Below are 21,325 nucleotides of genomic sequence, written 5' to 3' on the forward strand. Positions count from 1 at the left end.
TTCAAACGACGTTCGACCCTTGGCTGCGGGACCCTAAGGAGACGGCCCCACAGCCAAGGGTCAGCAGGTGAAAATCAGGACTTGTGCTCGACGACTTCGCCGTATTTCTGTTCCAGCTCCCGCACCCGGGCCTCAAGCTTGTTGATCTTGAGTACGCGGCGGTCGGGAACCATAATCAGCGGCAGCTCGGCGAGCCTGCCCGTGACCCGTTCCGGTTCGGCGCCACCCCAGTGGGTGGCGATCAGGTTCTCATCATTGTCCTGGCCCCAGGAACCGAAGTAGTGCAGCTCGGCCGGCGGCTCTTCCTGCACGAACTTCTGCACGAACTCACGGTAGGGAGTGCCGCGTGAAATGCGATCGCGTCGCATCTGTGCCCGCAGCTCGGTGGTCTGGTCTTCGTGCACAACGTAGGTGCCCGGTTCCCAGACCACGCCGTACATGCTCGACGCGGTGTGGGCGCTGATACGGTCAAGCTCCAGGTCGGTCACCACGAGTTCCGGGTCGCGTTCCAGCACGTCGCCGTAACCGCCGCCGGCGCCCTGGGCGATCATGTAGAGCTCGCCCTCCTTTGCCACGTCGAACTGCAAGCCCATATGCGAGGACTGGTAGTCGCCGCCCTCAAACGGCTGCTCGTTCATCACCCGTTCCATCGAGAGATTGAACTGGGTCGGATCCTTTTTGATGATGTCGTAGATGTTGACATTTTTTACCATTGCGAGGGGATAGACCGGGCAACCGTAGCCGCCGAACATGCCGGGCACGGAGGAGAACTTGGATCCGCTCGTGACGGTCATGAACCCCCAGCTGGGTGTGCCGCGGGAGGCGACCATCATTTCGTATCCCATCCCGCCGCGAAACTTGCCGAACCCCTGGTTGTCGCGCACCAGACGCTTACTGACGAGTTGCAAGAAGGGAACTTCTTCTTCCATGACTTCCTGCTCGCCGATGTCGGCCATCGCGCAGAACAGCGGGGCGACAGCGTCTTCACCGTCACGAAAGGCCTTCGCTCCGCCGCCCATGCCGTTCAGATCGGCGCAGAGGTTGCCCACCTGCTCGCCGTTCTGGGTGGTGCCGCCCCAGAGAAAATCGTTGATCTGGTTGAACCAGGGCGCGACGACGTTGGAGTATTTCTGCGGTGCGGAGAACTGCATTTTGGCGAAAGCGCTTTGCAAGGCCGAGAAGCCGCGGAAGGAAGCCTGCAGCGACTGGCCTACGGGTGCGTCGTATCCGGCATCCGCCCAGCTGTGCTCTTCGGTGATGACTTCAATCGGGCTCATCGCGCCGGTGGAGCGCGGCAGGTCGGGCCACCAGTACGACAGGATGGCCTGCACCATGAACGCCTTGGTTGAGGCGAGCGGTGAGTTGATGGCCCGATTGAGAATTTCAGGGCCGGTGCCGGTGAGGTCCACAATCATGCGTTCGCCCTTGATGGTGATCTTGCAGGCGAACTTGATCAGAATGTTTTCTTTCAGCGTCGAATCAACGAACTGATTGAAGGTGACTGTGCCGTCGGGCAGTTCGCCGATACGACGCCGTACCTCGGTTTCAACGTCTTCCACCGTGACGCGCAGGGAGGCGACGAACGTCTCCTGGCCGACCTCGTCGATCAGCCGGTCGACGGTGTCCATGATGCGGCGCACGGCGCCCATCTTCACCTTGATGTCAGCGAGCATGAGCTTCGGGTCGCGGGTGGAGTGTTGCAGAAAGGTGAGGAGGTCGCGGCGCAGGTGACCCTTTTCCACGATCTTGATCGGTGAGGCGCGCAGGCCGTCATCGAACGGTGTTTCAGATCCCGAGGGCATGCCTCCCGGCTCGCAGGCGCCATTCTCTCCTTCGTGAATGGTGGCGCCCACCCAGGCGATGATCACGCCGCCGCGAATGACCGGCACCAGCATGGACTGGTCGGTGTTGTGCACCATGCCAAAGCGGGAGTCGTTGTGGAAGAATCCGTCACCCTCGTTGATGCCGACGGTGGGCTCGTCCTTCCAGTTCTTCATGATGTAGCGGATGGGGTGGTGCAGCACCGCGGAGAAGGCGATGACGCCGCGGTTGGAGAGATAGGTGACGTCGCCCTCGGCGGTGTACACGGCGCAGGAGAGGTCAGCCCATTTGGCGCCGGGAGCGGCGCCCATGCTCTCGCACATCTCAAACGCTTCATCTAAGGCCCCGGCCAGGCGCTTACGGATGCGGTCGACCTCTATCGGGTCGATGCCCTGGGCGATGCACTGCTCCTCATAGGCGGTACGCGGCATGATTTCGTGGTGGCGCATGATGGCCGGGTCCGGTCCGAGAAAAAGGGTCGTCTCGTCCATGAATTTGTCGACCCACTGCTGTTCCTGGTCGGTCAGTAGCTGCGATGCGTCGTCGTCGTTTCCGCTGGTGGGCACGAACTCGTCAGTTGTCAGTGTCATGGTGCTCAAACTCCTTTGCTTATGCGAGGTGTTGCGGGGATGAGAGAAGCGGTCAGTCGCTGAGTAGCCATACGGCACCCTGCACGGTCGGTTCCAGACGCCAGCCAGGTTCTACCAGGTAGGTGGTGTTCTCGGTCGTTACGATCGCCGGCCCGTGAATGACGTACTCGTGTTTGAGTGCCTCGGCGTCGTAGACGGGGGTATCCACCGCGCCGGCGATGCTCGTGAAGTGCACCGACCGGTGCGAGACCGGAGCCGGCTTGGTCTTTTCACCGCCGATCTTGATCGACTCGAACTGGATGACCTCACCCTCGATAAAGGACGCCACACGAATGGTCTGCACCCGGATGCCCGCCTCCGGTGCCTGGGTGCCCTCCCCATAGCGCTCGCCGAAGATTTCGGAGAACGTTTTGATCAGGTGCAGCACATCAGCGACCCCGTTGACCCGGTTGATGTCGAAGGCGACAGCGGTGGTGACGAGCTGGTTTCCGTAGCGCATGTCCATTTCGAGGCGGTAGCGTACGTCGGCGCGGTCGTACCCCTGGCGCACGAGGTCTTCGGCACCCTTGGCCTCGAGCTCCTCGATGTACCCGTTCAAAGCCGCATATTCGCTGTACAGGCTGCGCTTGATCGCTTCGTAGAGCACGACGTAAGCGCTGCGTTCGTGAATGTGCAGCGGTCGCATGTTGCCGGCGCCGAGCGCCGAGAACACCGAGGCGAACGGTGGAAACAGGATTCGGCTGATGCCGGCGCTCGCCGCGATTCCGCAAGCGTGCAGGGGGCCGTTGCCGCCGTAGGCGAGCATCGTGTAGTCCTCGATCAGGCCGCCGCGCGAGCGCAGCTCCTTTTCGATGCCGATCGCCATCTGCTCGTCGACGGTTTTCTTGATCACCTTGGCGACCTCCACCGCGTCAAGGTCGAGCTCATCGCTGAGAGTCTCGTCGATGACGTAGATCGAGCGCTTCCTATTGAGCTTGATGTGCCCGTTGGCGTAGTTATCGGGATCAAGGTAGCCGAGCACGAGGTCGGCATCGGTCACGGTCGGGCGCAGCCCGCCACGGTCGTAGCAGGCCGGGCCCGGATCGCTGCCCGCCGATTCCGGCCCAATCTGGACGGCGTGGTGAATGCGATTGTAGGCGGCGATCGAGCCGCCGCCCGCACCGAGGGTGTTGAGGTGGATCATCGGCGCGGAGACCATCCAACGACCAATGGTGGGCTGAAAGTCGTAGTGACGCACTCCACCCTCCGGTACCAGTCCGATATCAAACGAGGTACCGCCCATATCCATCGACACGACGTCGCCGAGCCCGGTCGATTCCGACAGGTGCTGGGCCGCGCCCACTCCGGCGATCGGTCCGGAGTGAATCGTTTGCAGGGCATCCGTCGAATTGGGCTGGGCCATGCCGCCCGAGTTGTGGATAACGAGCATCGGCTTCTCGTAACCGGAATCACGCAGGTTATTGGAGAGCTGGTTGAGGGCGTGGAACATGGTCTGGTGCAGAAAGGCGTCAACAATGGTGGCCATGGCCCGCACGTATTCGCCCTTGCGGCCAGAGACCTGGCTGCTGAGCAACACCGGAATCGACCCGAGCTCATGCGTGGGGTACTCGTCGAGAATAATCTCGAGGATGCGGTCTTCGTGCACCGAGTTCTCGGTGGCATTGGTCAAGGCAATGACAATGGCTTCAGCGCCGTTGTCGACGAGTTCGCGCACCTGGGTGCGCACATCGTCATACATGAGCGGCACAAGAACCTCACCGACCGAGTCGATGCGTTCCTTGACCGAGCGGATGAGCCGGCGCGGCACGAGCGGGTCGGGCCGTTGGGCATCCGGCATGTCGCCCTGCTTGACCCCGTCAAGACCTTCGCCATAGCCTCGGCCACGCGAGAGCGGAATGGTGTCTTCGAAGCCGTGCGTCACGATCGCTGCGACCCGAGGACCCTTACCCTCGATCAGGGCGTTGGTGCCGAGCGTGGTCGCGTAGCGCACCGAGTCGACCTCTTTGAGCGCTTTTTCCCGGCTGATGCCGGCCCGCTCGCAGGCCCGGTCAAGGGCCTCGTTGAAACCGAGGGCGAGGTTGTGGTGGGTGGTGAGTGCCTTGGACTCGATATAGACGTCGTTCCAGACGAAGAAGCAGTCACTGAACGTGCCGCCGATGTCTACGGAAATTCGTTTCACGGTCAGTGCCCTTCGGTGCGGTGGGAGTGGGAATGTGCGGACGCGGAATCAAACCGGGCGCTGAGGTCGGTCTCGGCGTTCTCGCCGGGGCCGTAGTTGACGACCTCCTCGGGGTTGCCGCCGTGGGCTTCCCACTTCTCGCGCAGGGAATCGATGTCCCAGAGCATGTCGACGGTCGGCGGATGCCCCGGCGGCAGGTATTCCGCTTCAATCTGCGTGCCGCAGGTGGGGCAGTAGAACTCCAAGATTCGACAGAAGCGCGGGTCGGGGGAGAACGTGAACTCGTACTTCTCCGGGTCGATCACCGGCGGGTGGATCTCCCGTGGGTCCCGGTCGTAGACCAGGGTGCCTTCCTTGTAGTTGCCGCGGGCGTCGCCGAAGTCGTGGGCGCAGACGCGGCAGATCCACCGCTCGGTGTCGAGGTCGATGAGCAGGTATTCGGTCATGGGAACGCGCATTTTGTTTGTACCTTCCTTGGGAAACAAAGTGGGTCGAGGGTTCGGAGGTCAGTGCGTGTCGGTGAGCTGCAGATCGCCGGCGGTCGAGACCAGGAGAGTCCAGCCGAGCGGCACCCGCGCGGTGAAGAAGGGACCCTCGACGATGGCCGGGCCGGCTGCCGTGGCACCGGGCTTCTGGTCGTCGAGCTGATAGACGGCCACGCTGTCGACCTGCGTGGTAGCCCCGCGCACCTGCCGAGTTCCGGCAGCCACGGCGGCGCTCGCCGCTGCCGGCGCACCGTTCGCAATGGTCGGGTGCGGCAGCCGGTAGGTGGCCTTGAGGGCGAGGATCTCTTCGCCGTTTTCAACCAGGGTCGACCACTCGAGTTCGCACTCGCTCAGGTCGTGCCCTTCCTGGAACATGTCCTTGCCGGCATCCGCTTGCATGGCGGTACGCACTGCCGTGATTTCGGCGGGCGAGAAACCGGTGACGCTGGTTTCATACGATTGGGCGATGTCCGAGAAGCTGATGCCGTAAGCCGAGAACACCGCGGCGAGGCGCGGTACGAGCACCCGTTTCACGCCGGCAATACGCGCGGCGCTGCAGGCATTCATCGGTCCGCCGCCGCCGAACGCCGCGACCGTGGTCTCGCCGGTCGGGCTCACGAGGTCGGCGAAGGAGCGCGCCAGGTGGCTGGAATAGCTGGCCTCCATGCGAATCAGCGCCTCGTCGACACTGATGCCGAGCGGGTCGGCGACGGTCTTGGTGATGACCGCGCGAGAACGCTCGGCATCTAGGGCCATCTCCCCGTTCAGGTAGGTGGCGGGGTCGAGAATTCCGAGCAGCAGGTTGACGTCGGTGATGGTCGCCGAGGTGCCGCCGAAACCGAAACAGGCCGGTCCTGGCGCGGCGCCGACGCTGTCCGGCCCGACGGTGATCTCGCCGTTATGTACGGCGATGATCGAGCTGCCGCCCACTCCGGTAGAACGCACGTCACTCATTTCATAGGAGATGTCGACGCCCTGGATCGATCCGCGCCGGGCGACGGCGATGGCCTTGTTGGAGACCGCGCCGACATCCGTTGTGGTTCCGCCGACATCGATCATGAGCACGTTGTCGAGTCCGTAGGCCTCGGCGAGAGCCCTTGTGCCCTCGAGTCCGCCGCGCGGTCCCGAAGAGTACGTCTTGAGTGCGACGGACTTGGCGACGCGGGAGGACGCACCGTCGTTGCGGTAGATGAGCAGCGGGTTCTTCACCTTGTAGGCGCGCAGTCGGTGTTCGGCGCTGTACAGAAAACGCTCGACCGTGGGGTGCAGGAAAGAGTTGAGAATGCCAGACCAGACCTGTCGCGGCCGCGACGTGTCGGCGGCGAACTCGCGGGAGAACAGGATCGGCACGGAGCCGAGCAGGTGCCGGGGAAAATTTTTGAGCATGGTGCGCTTGAACAGGTGCTCGCGTTCCGAACTCAGGCCGGCGACGACGAGACGTTCAGCCCCGGCGGTGGTCAGCCGGTTGATCTCGGCGACGAGCTGCTGGGAGAGTTCCTCCGGGGTGCCGTCGGCCGTGATAATGCCGATGCGGCCACCGATCAGGTCCGTGAACAGTGCCGCCGTCTCCTCCGATGTGCCGAGCGCCTCTGGCAGGGCAGGATCATCGGTGATCAGCCCGATCAGCGGGCCCTTGCGCTGCACCAGTGCGTTGGTGCCCTGGGTCGATGAGTAGCGGATGTGCTGGGTCGAGTGCAGCAGATCGGCCAGGTTAGCCTCACCATAGATCTGCGCCGATGCCTTTGTCATCGCGTCAAAAAGACACTGCGAGAGATCGACCGGGGTGGTGAGGGTCTTGGTGAACGTGAAATCGGTGCCGCTGGCGACGACAATATCGGTGAGGGTTCCACCATTGTCGATGTTGATCAATCGTTCCATGAGCGCTCCTTTGCGGTTTGTGGTGAGTGACCGATGCTCCCGAAGAAGCAACAACATCAACAGTGACCCGGCCGGGACATGGTGGCGTGTCCCACATTGGGACACCGCCCGGCTAGCGCTCGGCGGGTCGCAGAGTGCATGCTTGCAGAGTCCACAAGGGAGTAGATATGCACAGGATCGCTGAGCGTCGAATGAAAATTGCCGCTGCTCGGGCCAACTTTCTGCGCTCCGGCCACGCGGAATCCCTGGCCGTGCCTGGGCCCGTAGCGGCATCGTGGCAACGATCTTTTACAGCTGGAGTCAATGCCGAAACGTCGCAGGCAGTGTTTCAGAGCGACCTGGACCTGACCGGTCGGCTGATGCGCTGCTCAGAACCGGTCATTACCCGATTGAGCGATGACATGGCCGAGATGCCACTGTCGATTGTGCTCACCGACTACAAAGCGAGAATTCTCAGCCGCTTAGAAACGGACAAAACAATTGGCACACTGCTCGACGAAGTGTCCCTGGCGCCGGGGTATAACTATGCCGAGGCGAGCGTAGGAACCAACGGGATCGGCACGGTGCTCGAATCGGGGCAGCCGCTCTATATCGTTGGCCCGGAGCACTTTACGGAACACCTGCAGCCATTCGCTTGCGCAGGCAGCCCTATTCGTGACCCGCTCACCGGTCGCGTCGAAGGGGTGCTGGACATCAGCTGCCTCAGCGAACATGCCAGCCCACTCATGCAGTCCCTCGTGCGGTCTGCCGCGCACGAGATTGAACGCAACCTTCTCGTCGATCGCAGCCAGCGGCAGCAGGCTTTGTTCGAGGCCTACGTTCGGGTGGATGCCCACACGCGGGGCGCCGTCATGGCGATCGGCGGCACCGTGGTGATGGGGAACGCGGTCGCGCAGAGCCTGTTCGCGCCCGACGAACAGTGGACCATCCACCAGCACGCACGATACCTGATGATCTCCCCCGGGCAGCCGGTCGACCAGATCGAGCTCTCCTCGGGCAAAGTCGTACACATGCGAGGCAAGCGCGTTGTGGTGGGCGCGGATGTCGCCGGCATTGTCGTGGTCGTCGAGATCAAATCGGAGCCGGTACCGATGCGCCCCGCGGGCCGCGATCTGGAACGCCGCGACGAGCCTCGCCGCGTTGCATCGACCATTGCCGGGACGGCCCCGGCCGGGGAGATTCTCAGTGATGTGGCCTCACTCCTCGGCAAGCGAGCGGCCGGCAGCGTCTTGGAAGCACTGGCTGCGGGCGAGGTACTACTCGTTCTGGGGGAGGCCGGTGGTGGCAAAGTATCGCTCGTGGCTGAACTTTATAGCCACGTGATACCCACCGGCCGTAGCGTTATCTACGGCACAAAAGAACTCAACGAGCACGGGCTGCAGCGGACTCTTGACGATGACCGGCCCCAAGCAGAAGCTCAGCCCACTCTCTACATTTTTCGAAACATTGACCGTCTTGAGGCAACAGCGCTTGCCGAACTCGACGCCTTTCTCAGCGCGCGTGAAGAAAACATCGGCAACCGAAACGACGCGGTCGCCCTCACGGTGTCTCAACCCGATCTTCACGCCGACCTCGCCGTTTCTGCTCCGTACACCGCCGTACTGCAGCATTGTCAGACCTCGGTCACGGTAGCTCCGCTGCGGCATCGCCTCGATGACCTGGCTGACATCGTCGCCAAGGTACTCGCGCGACGGGCCGGATTGCGCCCTGCCACGGTGAGCGCCGGAGCTATGCGGGTGATCTCTCGTTACCCCTGGCCGGGCAACATTCGCCAGCTCGAAGAAGCCATCGATATCGCGCTGCTCACCCGGCCGGTCGGTGCCGTCCAAGCGGAAGACCTGCCGGCGTACTGCCACGGCGGGGCGCCGCGACTGTTATCGGCGCTCGAAGCCGGAGAACGAGATCTCATTGTCGGTGCGCTTCATAAGTCAGACGGCAATCGGATGCGCGCGGCCGAGTCCCTGGGAATTGCGCGGTCATCGCTCTACCGCAAGCTCAAAACGTTCGGCATAACGGTCACCGACTCGTAGCCTCAGCCGACGGCATCCGCTGATCACGATCTTGGTACGGGTGCATCAGCGCGCAGCCATGCTGGCACGAACCTCAAGCACCGACCATACGACAATGACGGCGACGAGCGCCATGGCGGCGAGGCCGAGTCCGGAATAGCCGGCCAGCGTCAGAATCGGCCCGGCGAGGGCGCCGCCGAGCGCGCCGGCTGCGTTCATGGCGAGGTCGGAGAACCCTTGCAGCGACGAGCGATCCTCAATGTCGACGGCCTCGGACACCAGTGCCGAACCGGCGACGACGGATGCCGACCAGCCCAGTCCCAGAAAGATCAGGCTCAGTGTCATCGTGCCCTGCGACCCGTCGCTAAGCCAGGCCACAGTGAGGGCGACCAGCAGCATCGACTGCCCGCCGAGAATGACCGGAACTCGTCCCACTCGGTCGGACAGTGCGCCGAAAACGGGGGAGAGGGCGTACATGCCGGCCACGTGCAGGCTGATGGTCAGTCCCACGATCGTCAGGGTCGCGCCGTGGTCGCGCAGATGCACCGGCGCCATGGACATCAGCGCCACCATGGTCATATGGCTCAGCGCGATGACGACAACGGCATATCGAGCCGCCGCATTGCCGCGAAGAATGGCCAGACCCCCGCTGGCGCGACGGATGCCCGCACTCTTCGTGCGTGCGGCCAGCGCGGTCAGCAGCGGGTCTGGTCTCAGCCCGAGCGCGTAGACGCAGGCCGCCGTGACAGTGGCGGCGAGTGAGAAGGCGAACGCCCCGGTCATCGCCGGCAGTCCGAGGGCCGCGCCGAGCGCTTCGCCCGGTCCAAACAGGTTCGGGCCGAGCACGGCACCGATCGTCGTGGACCAGACCACGATCGACAGGTCACGGGCGCGAAAGCGCGAGGTGGCGAGGTCGGTCGCGGCGAATCGAGCCTGCAGATTCGTCGCCGAGCCGGCGCCGAGCATCATCAGGGCCACCAGCAGCAGGGCGAAAGTGTCGATGGAGACCGCGGTGATCGCGAGCACGGCGCCCGCGCCGGCCACGAGCGAACCGGTTGCGAGCGATACACGGCGCCCATGGGCCTGCGCCAGCCGGGCGAGCGGCACAGCCACGATCGCGGCCCCAAGGGTGCTCATGGTTGCGGCCATGCCCGACCAGGCGCTCGACCCCGACAGTTCGGCGGCGAGCAGCGCACCGAGGGACAGGGTCGCTCCCATGCCGATGCCGCCCAGAATCTGACCGGTGATGAGTACCCGCACCACGCGCTTCTGCAGCGTGGCGTGCTCGCTGTGCGGCGTTTCCGCTTCAACGCCTGTCGTGTCGTTGTTCACAATCGTTCCCCTTGCCTGCGGCCGGATGGCTCAGCGCCTCGACCGGTGGCGTGTGCCTGAAAACACTCTAGCGAGGCCGCGCGCGCCCGGACTTGCCTCACCGCAAGATACCCCATAGGGTATATATGAATCCAGCCCCACGCCGCAACGCCGACGAAAGCAGTTCATGAAGAAGACCCTCGCCGCCCTGGCCATCGCCGTCACCGTCGTGCTCGGCCTGGCGGCCTGCTCAGTCACAGCCGAACCGGTTGAACTGGCTGCGGGCACAGTCATCGTCGATGTGCGCACGCCGAGCGAATACGCGGCCGGCCATCTCGACGGCGCCGTAAACATCGACGTGCAGTCGGCGACGTTTGACGTGGACCTGTCCGCGCTCCCGGCTGACGGCGAGTACGTCGTCTACTGCGCTTCCGGCAATCGGTCGGCCTCGGCCGTCGCCCGCATGACCGATCTCGGCTTCACCGGCCTGACCGACGCCCACGGGATGTCGGACGCTGCGGCATCCACTGGTCTGGCCATCGTAACCGCCCCGTAGCCCCAGTGCTCACCCCACCACCCACGTTGATCAAGGAGACACTATGTGCAGTCCCATTCGTTGCGAAAACTGTTCGAAAATCGGCTGGACCGGCTGCGGCCAGCACGTCGACGAGATCATGACCGATATTCCCGTCAGTGAGCAGTGCACCTGCCGCTAAAGACGGCAAGGCCGTTGCGCACGGTCGCCTGCCGCGTCGCCGCAATGAGAATATGGGGTAATGACCGGAACACTCGTGGCCAAGGGCCTGGCCGGCGGCTACGCACACCGCACCCTGTTTGAATCGCTTGACCTCACGGTTGCCCCTGGCGACGTCATCGGCGTGGTCGGGGCCAACGGCGCGGGAAAATCCACCCTGCTGGGCCTGCTCGCCGGCCTCGTTGAGCCGCAAGCCGGCACCATCACGCTCAGTCCAGCGGATGCCTTCGTCGGCGCGCTCCCGCAGGAACACGAGCGGATTTCCGGCGAAACCATCGCCGGCTATATCGCCCGGCGCACCGGCTGCGCCGCAGCGACCCGTGAAATGGATGCCGCGGCATCCGCCCTCGGAGACGCGCAGCCGCATACTGACGGTAGCGACCCGGCCGACGCGTATTCGACCGCGCTCGAGCGGTGGCTGGCCAGTGGAGCGGCGGATCTCGAGGAACGACTGCCCATCGTGCTGGCCGATCTCGGTCTCGCCCTCGGCACCACGCTCACGGCCGACAGCCTGATGACCGCGCTCTCCGGCGGCCAGGCCGCTCGCGTTGGACTCGCCGCGCTGCTGCTCTCCCGCTTCGATATCGTGCTGCTCGACGAGCCAACCAACGACCTCGACCTCGACGGACTCGAACGCCTCGAAGCTTTCGTCACCGGCCTGCGCGGCGGTGTCGTGCTGGTCAGCCACGACCGTGAATTCCTCGCCCGCTGTGTCACGCGCGTGCTCGAACTCGACCTTGCTCAGGGCGCGAACCGGGTCTTCGGAGGCGGTTACGATTCCTACCGGGAGGAACGCGAAACCGCCCGCCGGCATAACAGGGAGAACTACAACGAGTTCGCCGCCAAGAAAGCCGACCTGGTGGGGCGGGCCAGAACCCAGCGCGAATGGTCGAGCCAGGGCGTGCGTAACGCCATCAAGAAGGCGCCGGACAACGACAAGATCCGCCGCAAGGCCTCCGTGGAATCGAGCGAGAAGCAGGCCCAGAAGGTACGGCAGATGGAAAGTCGCATCGCTCGCCTCGACGAGGTCGAGGAACCCCGCAAGGAGTGGCAACTCGAGTTCACCATCGGTTCAGCCCCGCGCTCCAGCGCCGTCGTCGCGACCCTGAACAATGCCGAGTTTCGGCAGGGCGACTTCGTGCTCGGCCCGCTGTCCCTGCAAGTCAACGGCGGCGAACGCATCGGCATCACCGGCCCCAACGGCGCCGGCAAATCCACCCTGCTGCGTGCCCTGCTCGGCCGCCAACAAGCGGATGCCGGCAGCGCTCACCTCGGTCCCAGCGTCTTGATCGGCGAAATCGACCAGGCCCGGGCGCAGCTGACCGGTGCGCGAGCGCTCGCCGAGAGTTTCGAGATGCTCGTTCCCGAGCTCTCATCGGCCTCGGTGCGCACCCTGCTGGCCAAGTTTGGCCTGAGGTCCGACCACGTGAACCGGCCGGTCGACGAGCTGTCGCCGGGGGAGCGCACCCGCGCCGGGCTGGCCCTGCTTCAGGCGCGCGGTGTCAACCTGCTGGTGCTCGACGAACCCACTAACCACCTCGACCTCGCGGCGATCGAACAGCTTGAACAGGCGCTCGACAGCTACGAGGGCACGCTGCTGCTGGTCACCCACGACCGGCGCATGCTCGCCACCGTGCACACTGATCGGCACTGGAACGTCGACGCTGGCCGGGTCACCGAGCTCTAGCCGCGCTCTGGCCGAGCTCTGGCCGAGCTCTGGCCGCGCTCTGGCCGCGCTCTGGCCGCGCTCAGGCCGCGCTCAGCGCGACTGGCGCTTCTTGCCGAGCTTGGGTTGGCCCTTCACCGCTGGGGCGCGGCCCTTGCCCTTGTTGGCCTTAGCCTTGCCGCCGCCGGACCCACCGCCGGAACCGCCTGAATCGCCGGAACCGCCGCCGTTCTGCGCACCGCGGCCAGCGGCCAGCTCTCGGCGTGCATCGTCCAGAAAGGCAACGCCGATTTCGGTGAGCGTCGTGCTCTGTGCTTTGCGGTCAAACAGGGCGTAGCCGAGTTCGGCTTCGACTCGTTTCACCGAGGTGCTGAGGGTTTCCCGGGTGACGCCGAGCGCCTGCGCAGCGCGGGCGAAATCGGGTGCCTCAGCGGCGGCCACGAAGTGACCCAGCAGGGTGATGTCCACGAACAGCCTCTCGTCAATGGCGCGGAATGCGCCCTAGACCTTCAAGGCTACGCGTCCAAAACCGCCCGACCCGCCGCGTGTTCGCGGCGGGGGCTAGGCGGCAGGTCGCCGACGTGGTTCGCTGGAGGCATGACGACCCTGCCGATGTTCCCCCTGGGATCCGTGCTCTTCCCCTATATGCCGCTGCAACTGCGCGTGTTCGAGGAACGATACCTGATCATGCTGGCCCGGGTACTCGACTCCGAGCCCGCCGAATTCGGTGTCGTCCTCATCGAACGTGGTCAGGAGGTCGGCGGCGGTGAACGGCGCTTCGGCATCGGCACCGTCGCCCGGGTCACCCAGTTGGAGGCGCCGGAGGGCTACCTCGGTCTGGTCGTGCAGGGCGAGCGCAGAATCGAGGTGACCGAGTGGATGCCGGAGGACCCGCATCCGCTGGCCACCGTGCGTGAGCTGCCCGACCTGGAGTGGGATGACTCGCTGCTGCCGCGCCGCGAACAGGCCGAGCAACTTGTTCGTCGCACCCTGTCCCTCGCCAGCGAGTTCGTCGACCAGGAGTGGTCGCCCGATGTCGAGCTCTCCCACGACCCGATCGCGGCCGCCTGGCAGCTCGCCGCAATCGCCCCGGTTGGACCGCTCGACCAGATCGTTCTGCTGCGCTCCGACACCATGGCGACCCTGCTCGACAACATCATCGAACTCACCGAGGCTGCGGCCGAGTCGATGGCGTGGTGACGCGCCTGGACCCGACGGGCTTAGACCCCGATGTCGCGCTGACGCAGTGCGAGAGCCGCCGTCGCGGCGAGCAGGAGCGAAAGAGCGTAGAACACGGCAATGGTGGTGGGATCAGCGCCGGTGCTCAAGGGGCTGTTGCCGAAGGCCCAGTAGTAGGGGCTGACGTTGTGCAGCCATTCCAGACTCGCACTCTGATTGCCGAGCGCATTAAAGATATACCCGACGACCGCCACTCCGGCTCCGGCGGCGATACCGCCGATGCGCCGCCCGCTGAGCGCTCCGCCGAGCAGTGCAACGGATGCCGTCAGCAGCGACACCCCACCAAACATCAGGCTCGTACCGAGCAGGTTCTCCACCTGAATCTCAAGCCGGGCGGAATCATTCAGCGTCAGCACGGCCAGGAATGTCAGCGTTGACAGAGCAAGGATCTTCACCGCAATGGCACAGAACCGTGCCGCCGCCACCTGCACCCGAGTCACCCCGTGGGCCAGAGTGAGCTCGAGTCTTCCCGACTCCTCGTCACCGCCGAGCGCACCGGCGCCCCAACTGGTTGCCGCGATTGTCATCAGCACAAACCCGATCAGTCCGAACACGGTTGCTTGGGCGTAGCCGGCACCGGTGCCGATCTGGTCGTAATTGAGAGTTTTAATCAGTTCCGGCGGCAGGTTCTTGATGATGTCCTGCATTCCAGAGCCCCCGCTGATGCTCGGGTAGAGCGGGAGGTAAAGAAAAGCGGCCGCGGCGAGCCCGAGCGCCCAGCCCAGTAGTCCGCGCCAGGAATCGGTGAAGACCTTGCCAAAGAGTGGCAACGGCGCCCGACGTACGTTTCGCGCACGGTCCTGTACGGCGGTCATTTCGTCACGTCCGTCTGGGCATCCGCGTGCCTCGCCAGCCCGGCAGCGGCCGCCGCCGGCATTGGTGCGGAATACAGTTTCAGCACGGACTCCTCGAGGTCGGGCTCCTCGAGCATGAGATCTTTCAGTTGCAGGGTCGAGATCGCCTGCAGGAACGGCGCGATCTCGCTGCTGAGTGTGGCGACGGCCTCGGCATCACCGGCCGGCGTCACCGTGCACTCGAGGGTCGTCACACCCTCGAGGGCGCCGAGGGCAGCGGCCAGATCGGTGGGTCGAATGCCACTGGCCACCAGACGCAGGTGGCGAATAGCGGTGGTGCGCAACTCCTCGACGCTGTTGATCGTGACGATACGACCGTCGCGCAGGATGGCCACCTCGTCGGCGGCCTGCTGAATCTCGCTGATCACGTGGGACGACAGGAATACCGTCTGACCGCGGTCCCGAGCCTCGCGCACCATTTTCAAGAACTCTTGCTGCATGAGCGGGTCGAGGCCACTCGTGGGTTCGTCGAGCACGAGCAGTTCCGGCTGGTGCATGAAGGCCTGAACGATGCCGAGTTTCTGCTTGTTGCCCTTCGATAATTTGCGTACCGGCCGGTCGAGGTCGAACCCCAGCCGTTCGGCCAACTCGTGCACGTGGCCGGCTGCGACCGGCCCCGAGATATCGGCGTAGTGCGCCAGTAGGCGTCGACCGCTAGTGCGCCCCTCCAGAATCAGCTCGCCAGGCAGATAGCCGATGCGTCGCCGCAGCTCGGGCCCCGCGTTCCGTGACGGGGTGCCGAGCACCGTGGCGTGGCCCGAAGTCGGGCGAATGATGTCGAGCAGCGCCCGCATGATCGTGGTCTTACCCGCTCCGTTTGGACCGATCACGCCAAAAACCGAGCCGCGCGGCACCTGAAAGGTGACACCGTTCAGCGCACGATTACGGCCAAACTGCTTCACCAGATCGACCACGTCGATGGCGGCGTCCGGTGCCTGGCCGGGCCCGAGAACTGCGCGGGGTTGGGTGAGTGCATCGTGGCTCATGACGGCTCCTTGGCTCTGGCTGCGATTTTAGTCCTCGCGTGCGCGTCAGCCGGTGTCTAATGGTTCAGATGACACAAATCACGCCAGCGGATGCGCCGCCCCCCGCTTCCGACGCCATCATCGGCCCCGACGGCCTCGCCAGGCCGCGCTGGGCCTCGGTCGATCCGATGCTGCGCGACTACTACGACACCGAGTGGGGCGTTCCGGTTCGGGAAGAACAGGCGTTGTTCGAGCGCATCAGCCTCGAGGCGTTCCAGTCCGGGCTGTCCTGGGCCATCATCCTGCGGAAGCGTCCCGGGTTTCGCACGGCCTTCGCCGACTTCGACCCCGACCGGGTCGCCGCCTTCGACGAGAACGACGTGGCCCGACTGCTCAGCGACGAGAAGATCGTACGCAACCGCCTGAAAGTACGCGCCACCATCACCAACGCGCAGGCTGCCGTCGCCCTGCGTGAGCACGGCGGACTGGTCGACTTCGTGTGGTCGTTCCAGCCCGACGACACTCCCCGGCCGCAGAGGCAGGCCGACGTGCCGACCAGCTCGGCGGCATCCGTTGCGCTGTCGAAAGCGCTGAAGAAGGTCGGCTTCGTCTTTGTCGGCCCCACCACCATGTTCGCTCTGATGGAGGCGATCGGCATGATTGATACTCACCTGCTTGACAGTCATCGTCGCGGCAGCAGCGGGGTGTGGGGCTAGGCTGGCACCACGTCACAACTGAATATCGGGCCATATGGACGATGCGGGAGAGTTCGGCGCGAAAGCGTGCGAACACCGAAGGAGCAATCCTCCCCGACAATCTCTCAGGTATTCGTACCGCATCGAACTGGCCACTCTGAAAAGAAGACCTGGCGCGCTTGCCGGTCTCGCCCACGGTGAAAGTCAGTGCTCACGCGCTGGTGAAGCTCTCAGGCACGAGCGACAGAGGGGGAGTTCCCACGCGGCTCAATCGAGTCGCGAACACCGCCGCGGCCGGTAGTTCGGCCCTGTCACCCGGAGAACTCATGACCTCGGCCGATTCCAGCACCCCCGCCTCCAGCTCCGAACGGTTCTCGCCGCTGCACCAGGCGCACGTCGACAGTGGTGCGAGCTTCACCGACTTTGCCGGCTGGCAGATGCCCGTGCGCTACTCGAGCGATCTCGCCGAGCACCACGCCGTGCGAAACCAGGCCGGCCTGTTCGACCTTTCGCACATGGCCGAGATCCTGGTCGACGGCCCGGATGCCGCTGCGTACCTCGACTACGCGCTCGCCGGCAAGCTCTCGGTGATCGAGCTCTGGCAGGCCAAATACAGCCTGCTCCTGAACGAGAACGGCGGCATCATCGACGACCTCGTCGTCTACCGCCTCGATGACGCTAAGTTTCTCATCGTGGCCAACGCCGGCAACCGGTTCGCCGCCTTCGATGCGCTACTCGCTCGTGCCGCCGCTTTCGACGTAGCCGTCGTCGACCAGAGCGACGACTACGCGCTCATCGCCGTGCAGGGCCCGAATGCTCTTGCCATCCTTGACGCGACGGCGGGCGTGACCGAGCTGGGCACCGATCTGCACTTCATGAAGTACTACCGCATCACGGATGCCGTCTTCCGCGGCCACCCCCTGCTGGTCGCCCGAACCGGGTACACCGGCGAAGACGGCTTCGAACTGTACCTCGCGGCCGACCAGGCCCGAGAACTCTGGGATGCGCTCATGAGCGCGGGCGCCGAACACGGGCTCGTTCCAGCCGGGTTGGCCAGCCGGGACACCCTCCGGCTGGAAGCGGGCATGCCGCTCTATGGCCACGAGCTCACCCTCACCACCTTCCCGGCCCAGGCCGGCCTCGGCAAGGTGGTCAACCTGGGCAAGGAGAACGACTTCGTCGGCCGGGCCGCAAGCGTTGCGGGGCCTGCAGCGGGGGCATCCGTTCTGGTGGGTCTGATCGCCGCCGGCAAACGTGCCGGGCGGGCCGACTATGCGATTTTTCGCAGCCTCGACGCCGAAACCGCCGACGGAGTGATCACGAGCGGTGCCCTCTCGCCGTCCCTCGGCTACCCGATTGCCATGGCCTACGTCGCCCCCGACCTGGCCCGCCTCGGCACCGAGGTGTACGTCGATGTGCGGGGCACCCGCCTCCCAGCCACCGTCACGTCTCTTCCCTTCTATAAACGCGTCAAATAAGAATTCTGCTTTCGGAACAACCCTGCTTTCTGAACAACTCTGCTTTCTGAACAACTCTGAATCCGTGCAACCTGCGAAAGGCAACACCATGACAGACACATCGAAACTCCAGTACACGGCCGAGCACGAGTGGGTTCTCGTCGAGGGGTCCGTCGCAACCGTCGGCATCACCGCCTACGCCGCCGAGAAGCTCGGCGACGTCGTCTTCGTCGAACTGCCCGAGGTGGGCAGCACGGTCGCCGGCGGCACGGTCGTCGGCGAGATCGAATCGACCAAGTCGGTCGGGGAGCTGTTCGCCCCGGTCAACGGCACCGTCACGGCCACCAACGACCAGGTGATCGAGAGCCCCGAACTCGTCAACAGCGATCCGTTCGGCGCCGGTTGGTTGATCAAGGTCGAGTTCGAGGCCCTGCCAGCCCTGCTCACCTTTGCCGAGTATTCCGCACTGATCGGGGAGTAACGCACAAGATGACTCAGGCTTTCACGCAGCATTCATTCGCCGACCGCCACATCGGAACCGATGACGACGCCCAGTCCCACATGCTCGCCACTGTCGGCTACGACTCTTTGGACGCCCTCGTCTCCGCCGCCATGCCGGCGTCGATCCACGCCGACCTGTTTCGGCAGGACGGCGACAGCGCCCTTCCGCCCGCCGCGACCGAGAACGAGGCCGTCGCCGAACTGCGCGCCCTCGCCGGCCGTAACACGGTCAAAAGGTCAATGATCGGGCAGGGCTACTACGACACGTTCACGCCCGCCGTGATCAAGCGCAACGTGTTCGAGAACCCCAGCTGGTACACCGCCTATACCCCATACCAGCCCGAGATCTCGCAGGGCCGGCTCGAAGCGCTCATCAACTTTCAGACCATGATCGCCGACCTCACCGGCCTCACGACGGCCAACGCGTCGATGCTCGACGAATCCACTGCGGTGGTTGAGGGCATGCTGCTCGCCCTGCGCGCCTCTAAATCCGGTTCCCGACGGTTCATCGTCGACACGGATGCCTTCCCGCAGACCCACGCGCTGCTGGAACACCGTGCGGCCGCGTTGGGAATCGAACTGGTCCAGATCGACCTGAGCGAACAGACCACAGCCGAGGACCTCGGCGACTACTTCGGTGTCTTCGTGCAGTACCCGGCAGCATCCGGTCGCATCTGGAACCCGCAGGCCGTCATCGACCTGGCCCACGACCACAAGGCGCTCGCCGTCGTGGCTGCCGACCTGCTCGCCCTCACCCTGCTGAAATCTCCCGGCGACCTCGGCGCCGATGTCGCCGTAGGCACCAGCCAGCGCTTCGGCGTGCCGATGGGTTTCGGTGGACCGCACGCTGGCTACATGGCCGTGCGCAAGGGGCTCGAGCGTCAGCTGCCCGGCCGCCTCGTGGGCGTGAGCGTCGATGCCGCCGGAAACCCGGCCTACCGTCTCGCCCTTCAGGTGCGCGAGCAGCACATTCGCCGCGACAAAGCCACTTCGAACATCTGCACCGCCCAGGTGCTGCTCGCCGTCATGGCCGGCATGTACGCCGTCTACCACGGGCCAGAAGGCCTCAAAGCCATCGCCACCCGGGTGCACGAGCGGGCCGGCGCCCTCGTCGCCGCCCTGCGGGCAATCGACGTAGACGTGCTCACTGACGCCTTCTTCGACACCTTCCAGATCAACGTGCCTGCGGGCGCCGCCGAGGTTGTGGCGAAGGCATCGGACAGTGGCTACAACCTGCACCAGGTTGATGCGAACACCATCAGCGTGTCGGTCGATGAGACCACCACGCTCGCAGACCTCTCATACATCGTCGGCGCGTTCGGCGGCCGAAACGCCTTCGGCCACGTGGACTTCGACGCCGTGCAGCACGGACTGCCGGGCGATCTCGATCGCGTGAGTTCGTTCCTCACCCATCCAGTGTTCAACACGCACCGTTCCGAGACCAGCATGATGCGCTACCTCAAGCGCCTCGCCGATTACGACTACGCGCTGGACCGCGGCATGATCCCGCTCGGCTCCTGCACCATGAAGCTCAACGCGGCGAGTGAAATGGAGGCTGTCAGCTGGCCCGAATTCGCCGGGATCCACCCCTTCGCCCCTCGAGCAGATATCGAGGGTTACCTGCACCTCGTGCGCCAGCTTGAAACCTGGCTCACCGACGTCACCGGCTACGACTCCGTGTCGCTGCAGCCGAACGCCGGAAGCCAGGGCGAACTGGCCGGCTTGCTCGCCATCCGCGGGTTCCACCAGTCCAACGGTGACACCGGTCGCACGGTCTGCCTCATTCCGTCGAGCGCGCACGGCACCAACGCGGCATCCGCTGCCCTCGCCGGCATGCGCGTCGTCGTCGTGGCCTGCGACGAGCTCGGCAACGTCGACCTGACCGACCTGCACGCCAAGATCGCCGAGCACGCCGCGAACCTGGCCGCGCTCATGATCACCTACCCGTCCACCCACGGGGTCTACGAGCACGAGGTCGCCACCATCTGCCAGGCCGTGCACGACGCCGGCGGCCAGGTCTACGTCGACGGCGCCAACCTCAACGCGCTGCTCGGCTTCGCCCGCTACGGTGATTTCGGCGGCGACGTCTCGCACCTCAACCTGCACAAGACCTTCTGCATTCCGCACGGCGGCGGTGGGCCGGGCGTGGGCCCGGTCGCGGCCAAGACGCACCTCGCGGCGTTTTTGCCTGGGCATCCACTCGCGCAGAGCGATGAGCATTACCTGCTCGGCAGCGGGGGCGCTACCGAGACCGTCGTGCACGCTGGCGGGCCGATCTCGGCCGCGCCGTACGGCAGCCCGAGCATCCTGCCGATCTCCTGGGCGTACGTGCGCATGATGGGCATCGACGGCCTCAAACGGGCCACCGGCGCCGCCGTGCTCGCCGCGAACTACGTCGCCAAACGCCTCGAGAACAGCTATCCGCTGCTCTACTCGGGTGAGAACGGCTTGGTCGCGCACGAATGCATCCTCGACCTGCGCCCGCTCACCGCAGCGACGGGAATCACCGTCGACGACGTGGCCAAACGCCTCGTCGACTACGGCTTCCACTCGCCGACGATGAGCTTTCCGGTGGCCGGCACGCTCATGGTCGAACCCACCGAGAGCGAGGATCTCGGCGAGATCGACCGGTTCATCGACGCGATGATCGCGATCAAGGCTGAAGCGGATGCCGTCGCCTCCGGCCGCTGGCCCGCCGACGATAACCCGCTGCACAACGCCCCGCACACGGCCCAGTCCGTGATCGAGGGGGAGTGGGAGCATCCGTACGACCGCGCCACCGCGGTCTATCCGCTGGCTTCGTTGGTGCGAAACAAGTACTGGCCACCGGTGCGCCGCATCGACAATGCCTACGGGGATCGCAACCTGGTCTGTGCCTGCCCGCCGCCGGAGGCCTTCGAGTAGCGGCTCGACCGCCACTG

Annotated in this window: 17 protein-coding genes and 2 riboswitches; of the genes, 9 read left to right on the forward strand and 8 right to left on the reverse strand. The window is 64.9% G+C overall.

What is annotated here, in order from left to right:
- Window positions 1–74: 74 nt before the first annotated feature.
- The 4 genes from QMK31_RS13665 to QMK31_RS13680 are packed head-to-tail and all read right to left on the reverse strand — an operon-like array spanning window position 75 to window position 6,953.
- Window positions 75–2,411 (reverse strand): hydantoinase B/oxoprolinase family protein, encoded by a 2,337-nt coding sequence (locus tag QMK31_RS13665; RefSeq protein ID WP_283501491.1) that lies wholly within the window; start codon window positions 2,409–2,411, stop codon window positions 75–77.
- Between the two features lie 52 nt (window positions 2,412–2,463).
- On the reverse strand, window positions 2,464–4,590 hold the full coding sequence (locus QMK31_RS13670; RefSeq protein ID WP_283501492.1) for a hydantoinase/oxoprolinase family protein: 2,127 nt from the start codon (window positions 4,588–4,590) through the stop codon (window positions 2,464–2,466).
- Window positions 4,591–4,592: 2 nt separating this feature from the next.
- Window positions 4,593–5,048 (reverse strand): acetone carboxylase subunit gamma, encoded by a 456-nt coding sequence (locus QMK31_RS13675; protein WP_283501493.1) that lies wholly within the window; start codon window positions 5,046–5,048, stop codon window positions 4,593–4,595.
- Between the two features lie 48 nt (window positions 5,049–5,096).
- Window positions 5,097–6,953 carry a hydantoinase/oxoprolinase family protein gene (locus tag QMK31_RS13680; RefSeq protein ID WP_283501494.1) on the reverse strand — a complete coding sequence of 619 codons (1,857 nt, stop codon included), beginning with the start codon at window positions 6,951–6,953 and terminating at the stop codon, window positions 5,097–5,099.
- A gap of 167 nt (window positions 6,954–7,120) precedes the next feature.
- Here QMK31_RS13680 and QMK31_RS13685 point away from each other — a divergent pair, with 167 nt between their 5' ends.
- A complete protein-coding gene (locus tag QMK31_RS13685; protein WP_283501495.1) occupies window positions 7,121–8,983 on the forward strand; it encodes a sigma-54-dependent Fis family transcriptional regulator in 1,863 nt (620 codons plus the stop codon).
- A gap of 45 nt (window positions 8,984–9,028) precedes the next feature.
- Here QMK31_RS13685 and QMK31_RS13690 read toward each other — a convergent pair whose 3' ends face one another.
- The gene (locus QMK31_RS13690; RefSeq protein ID WP_283501496.1) at window positions 9,029–10,294 is read right to left on the reverse strand and encodes an MFS transporter; all 1,266 of its coding nucleotides are present in this window, start codon (window positions 10,292–10,294) and stop codon (window positions 9,029–9,031) included.
- A 166-nt stretch (window positions 10,295–10,460) separates the two neighbouring features.
- Between QMK31_RS13690 and QMK31_RS13695 the strand changes: the two genes are divergently transcribed.
- From QMK31_RS13695 to QMK31_RS13700, 3 genes are read left to right on the forward strand one after another with little or no spacing between them, the layout of a single operon-like run.
- A complete protein-coding gene (locus QMK31_RS13695) occupies window positions 10,461–10,829 on the forward strand; it encodes a rhodanese-like domain-containing protein (protein ID WP_283501497.1) in 369 nt (122 codons plus the stop codon).
- Window positions 10,830–10,872: 43 nt separating this feature from the next.
- Window positions 10,873–10,989 carry a DUF8730 family Cys-rich protein gene (locus QMK31_RS17420; protein WP_502853204.1) on the forward strand — a complete coding sequence of 39 codons (117 nt, stop codon included), beginning with the start codon at window positions 10,873–10,875 and terminating at the stop codon, window positions 10,987–10,989.
- Window positions 10,990–11,049: 60 nt separating this feature from the next.
- On the forward strand, window positions 11,050–12,714 hold the full coding sequence (locus QMK31_RS13700) for an ABC-F family ATP-binding cassette domain-containing protein (protein ID WP_283501498.1): 1,665 nt from the start codon (window positions 11,050–11,052) through the stop codon (window positions 12,712–12,714).
- Between the two features lie 72 nt (window positions 12,715–12,786).
- On the opposite strand, the gene QMK31_RS13705 is transcribed toward QMK31_RS13700, so the two are convergent.
- The gene (locus QMK31_RS13705) at window positions 12,787–13,161 is read right to left on the reverse strand and encodes a LysR family transcriptional regulator (protein ID WP_283501499.1); all 375 of its coding nucleotides are present in this window, start codon (window positions 13,159–13,161) and stop codon (window positions 12,787–12,789) included.
- A gap of 129 nt (window positions 13,162–13,290) precedes the next feature.
- On the opposite strand from QMK31_RS13705, the gene QMK31_RS13710 reads away from it, so the two are divergent.
- Window positions 13,291–13,893 (forward strand): LON peptidase substrate-binding domain-containing protein, encoded by a 603-nt coding sequence (locus tag QMK31_RS13710; RefSeq protein WP_283501500.1) that lies wholly within the window; start codon window positions 13,291–13,293, stop codon window positions 13,891–13,893.
- Between the two features lie 20 nt (window positions 13,894–13,913).
- On the opposite strand, the gene QMK31_RS13715 is transcribed toward QMK31_RS13710, so the two are convergent.
- Both QMK31_RS13715 and QMK31_RS13720 read right to left on the reverse strand, forming a co-directional pair.
- Entirely contained in the window at window positions 13,914–14,747 is an 834-nt protein-coding gene (locus QMK31_RS13715) for an efflux permease Rv1217c-related protein (RefSeq protein ID WP_283501501.1), read from the reverse strand.
- Window positions 14,744–15,772, reverse strand: a complete 1,029-nt coding sequence (locus tag QMK31_RS13720; RefSeq protein WP_283501502.1) for an ABC transporter ATP-binding protein — start codon at window positions 15,770–15,772, stop codon at window positions 14,744–14,746. Before QMK31_RS13720 ends, QMK31_RS13715 begins: the two co-directional genes overlap by 4 nt.
- 68 nt (window positions 15,773–15,840) lie before the next feature.
- Here QMK31_RS13720 and QMK31_RS13725 point away from each other — a divergent pair, with 68 nt between their 5' ends.
- The 4 genes from QMK31_RS13725 (at window position 15,841) to gcvP (ending at window position 21,308) form a co-directional block, all read left to right on the forward strand.
- The gene (locus tag QMK31_RS13725; RefSeq protein WP_283501503.1) at window positions 15,841–16,467 is read left to right on the forward strand and encodes a DNA-3-methyladenine glycosylase I; all 627 of its coding nucleotides are present in this window, start codon (window positions 15,841–15,843) and stop codon (window positions 16,465–16,467) included.
- Between the two features lie 34 nt (window positions 16,468–16,501).
- A riboswitch (glycine riboswitch) is annotated at window positions 16,502–16,597 on the forward strand.
- Window position 16,598: 1 nt separating this feature from the next.
- Window positions 16,599–16,700, forward strand: a riboswitch (glycine riboswitch).
- Window positions 16,701–16,772: 72 nt separating this feature from the next.
- Entirely contained in the window at window positions 16,773–17,924 is a 1,152-nt protein-coding gene (gene gcvT / locus QMK31_RS13730; RefSeq protein WP_283501504.1) for a glycine cleavage system aminomethyltransferase GcvT, read from the forward strand.
- 88 nt (window positions 17,925–18,012) lie between these two features.
- A complete protein-coding gene (gene gcvH, locus QMK31_RS13735) occupies window positions 18,013–18,384 on the forward strand; it encodes a glycine cleavage system protein GcvH (protein WP_283501505.1) in 372 nt (123 codons plus the stop codon).
- 8 nt (window positions 18,385–18,392) lie between these two features.
- Window positions 18,393–21,308 (forward strand): aminomethyl-transferring glycine dehydrogenase, encoded by a 2,916-nt coding sequence (gene gcvP, locus QMK31_RS13740; RefSeq protein ID WP_283501506.1) that lies wholly within the window; start codon window positions 18,393–18,395, stop codon window positions 21,306–21,308.
- The last annotated feature ends 17 nt before the right edge of the window (window positions 21,309–21,325 follow it).

Source organism: Cryobacterium sp. PH31-O1, from assembly GCF_030063455.1.
GTDB lineage: Bacteria > Actinomycetota > Actinomycetes > Actinomycetales > Microbacteriaceae > Cryobacterium.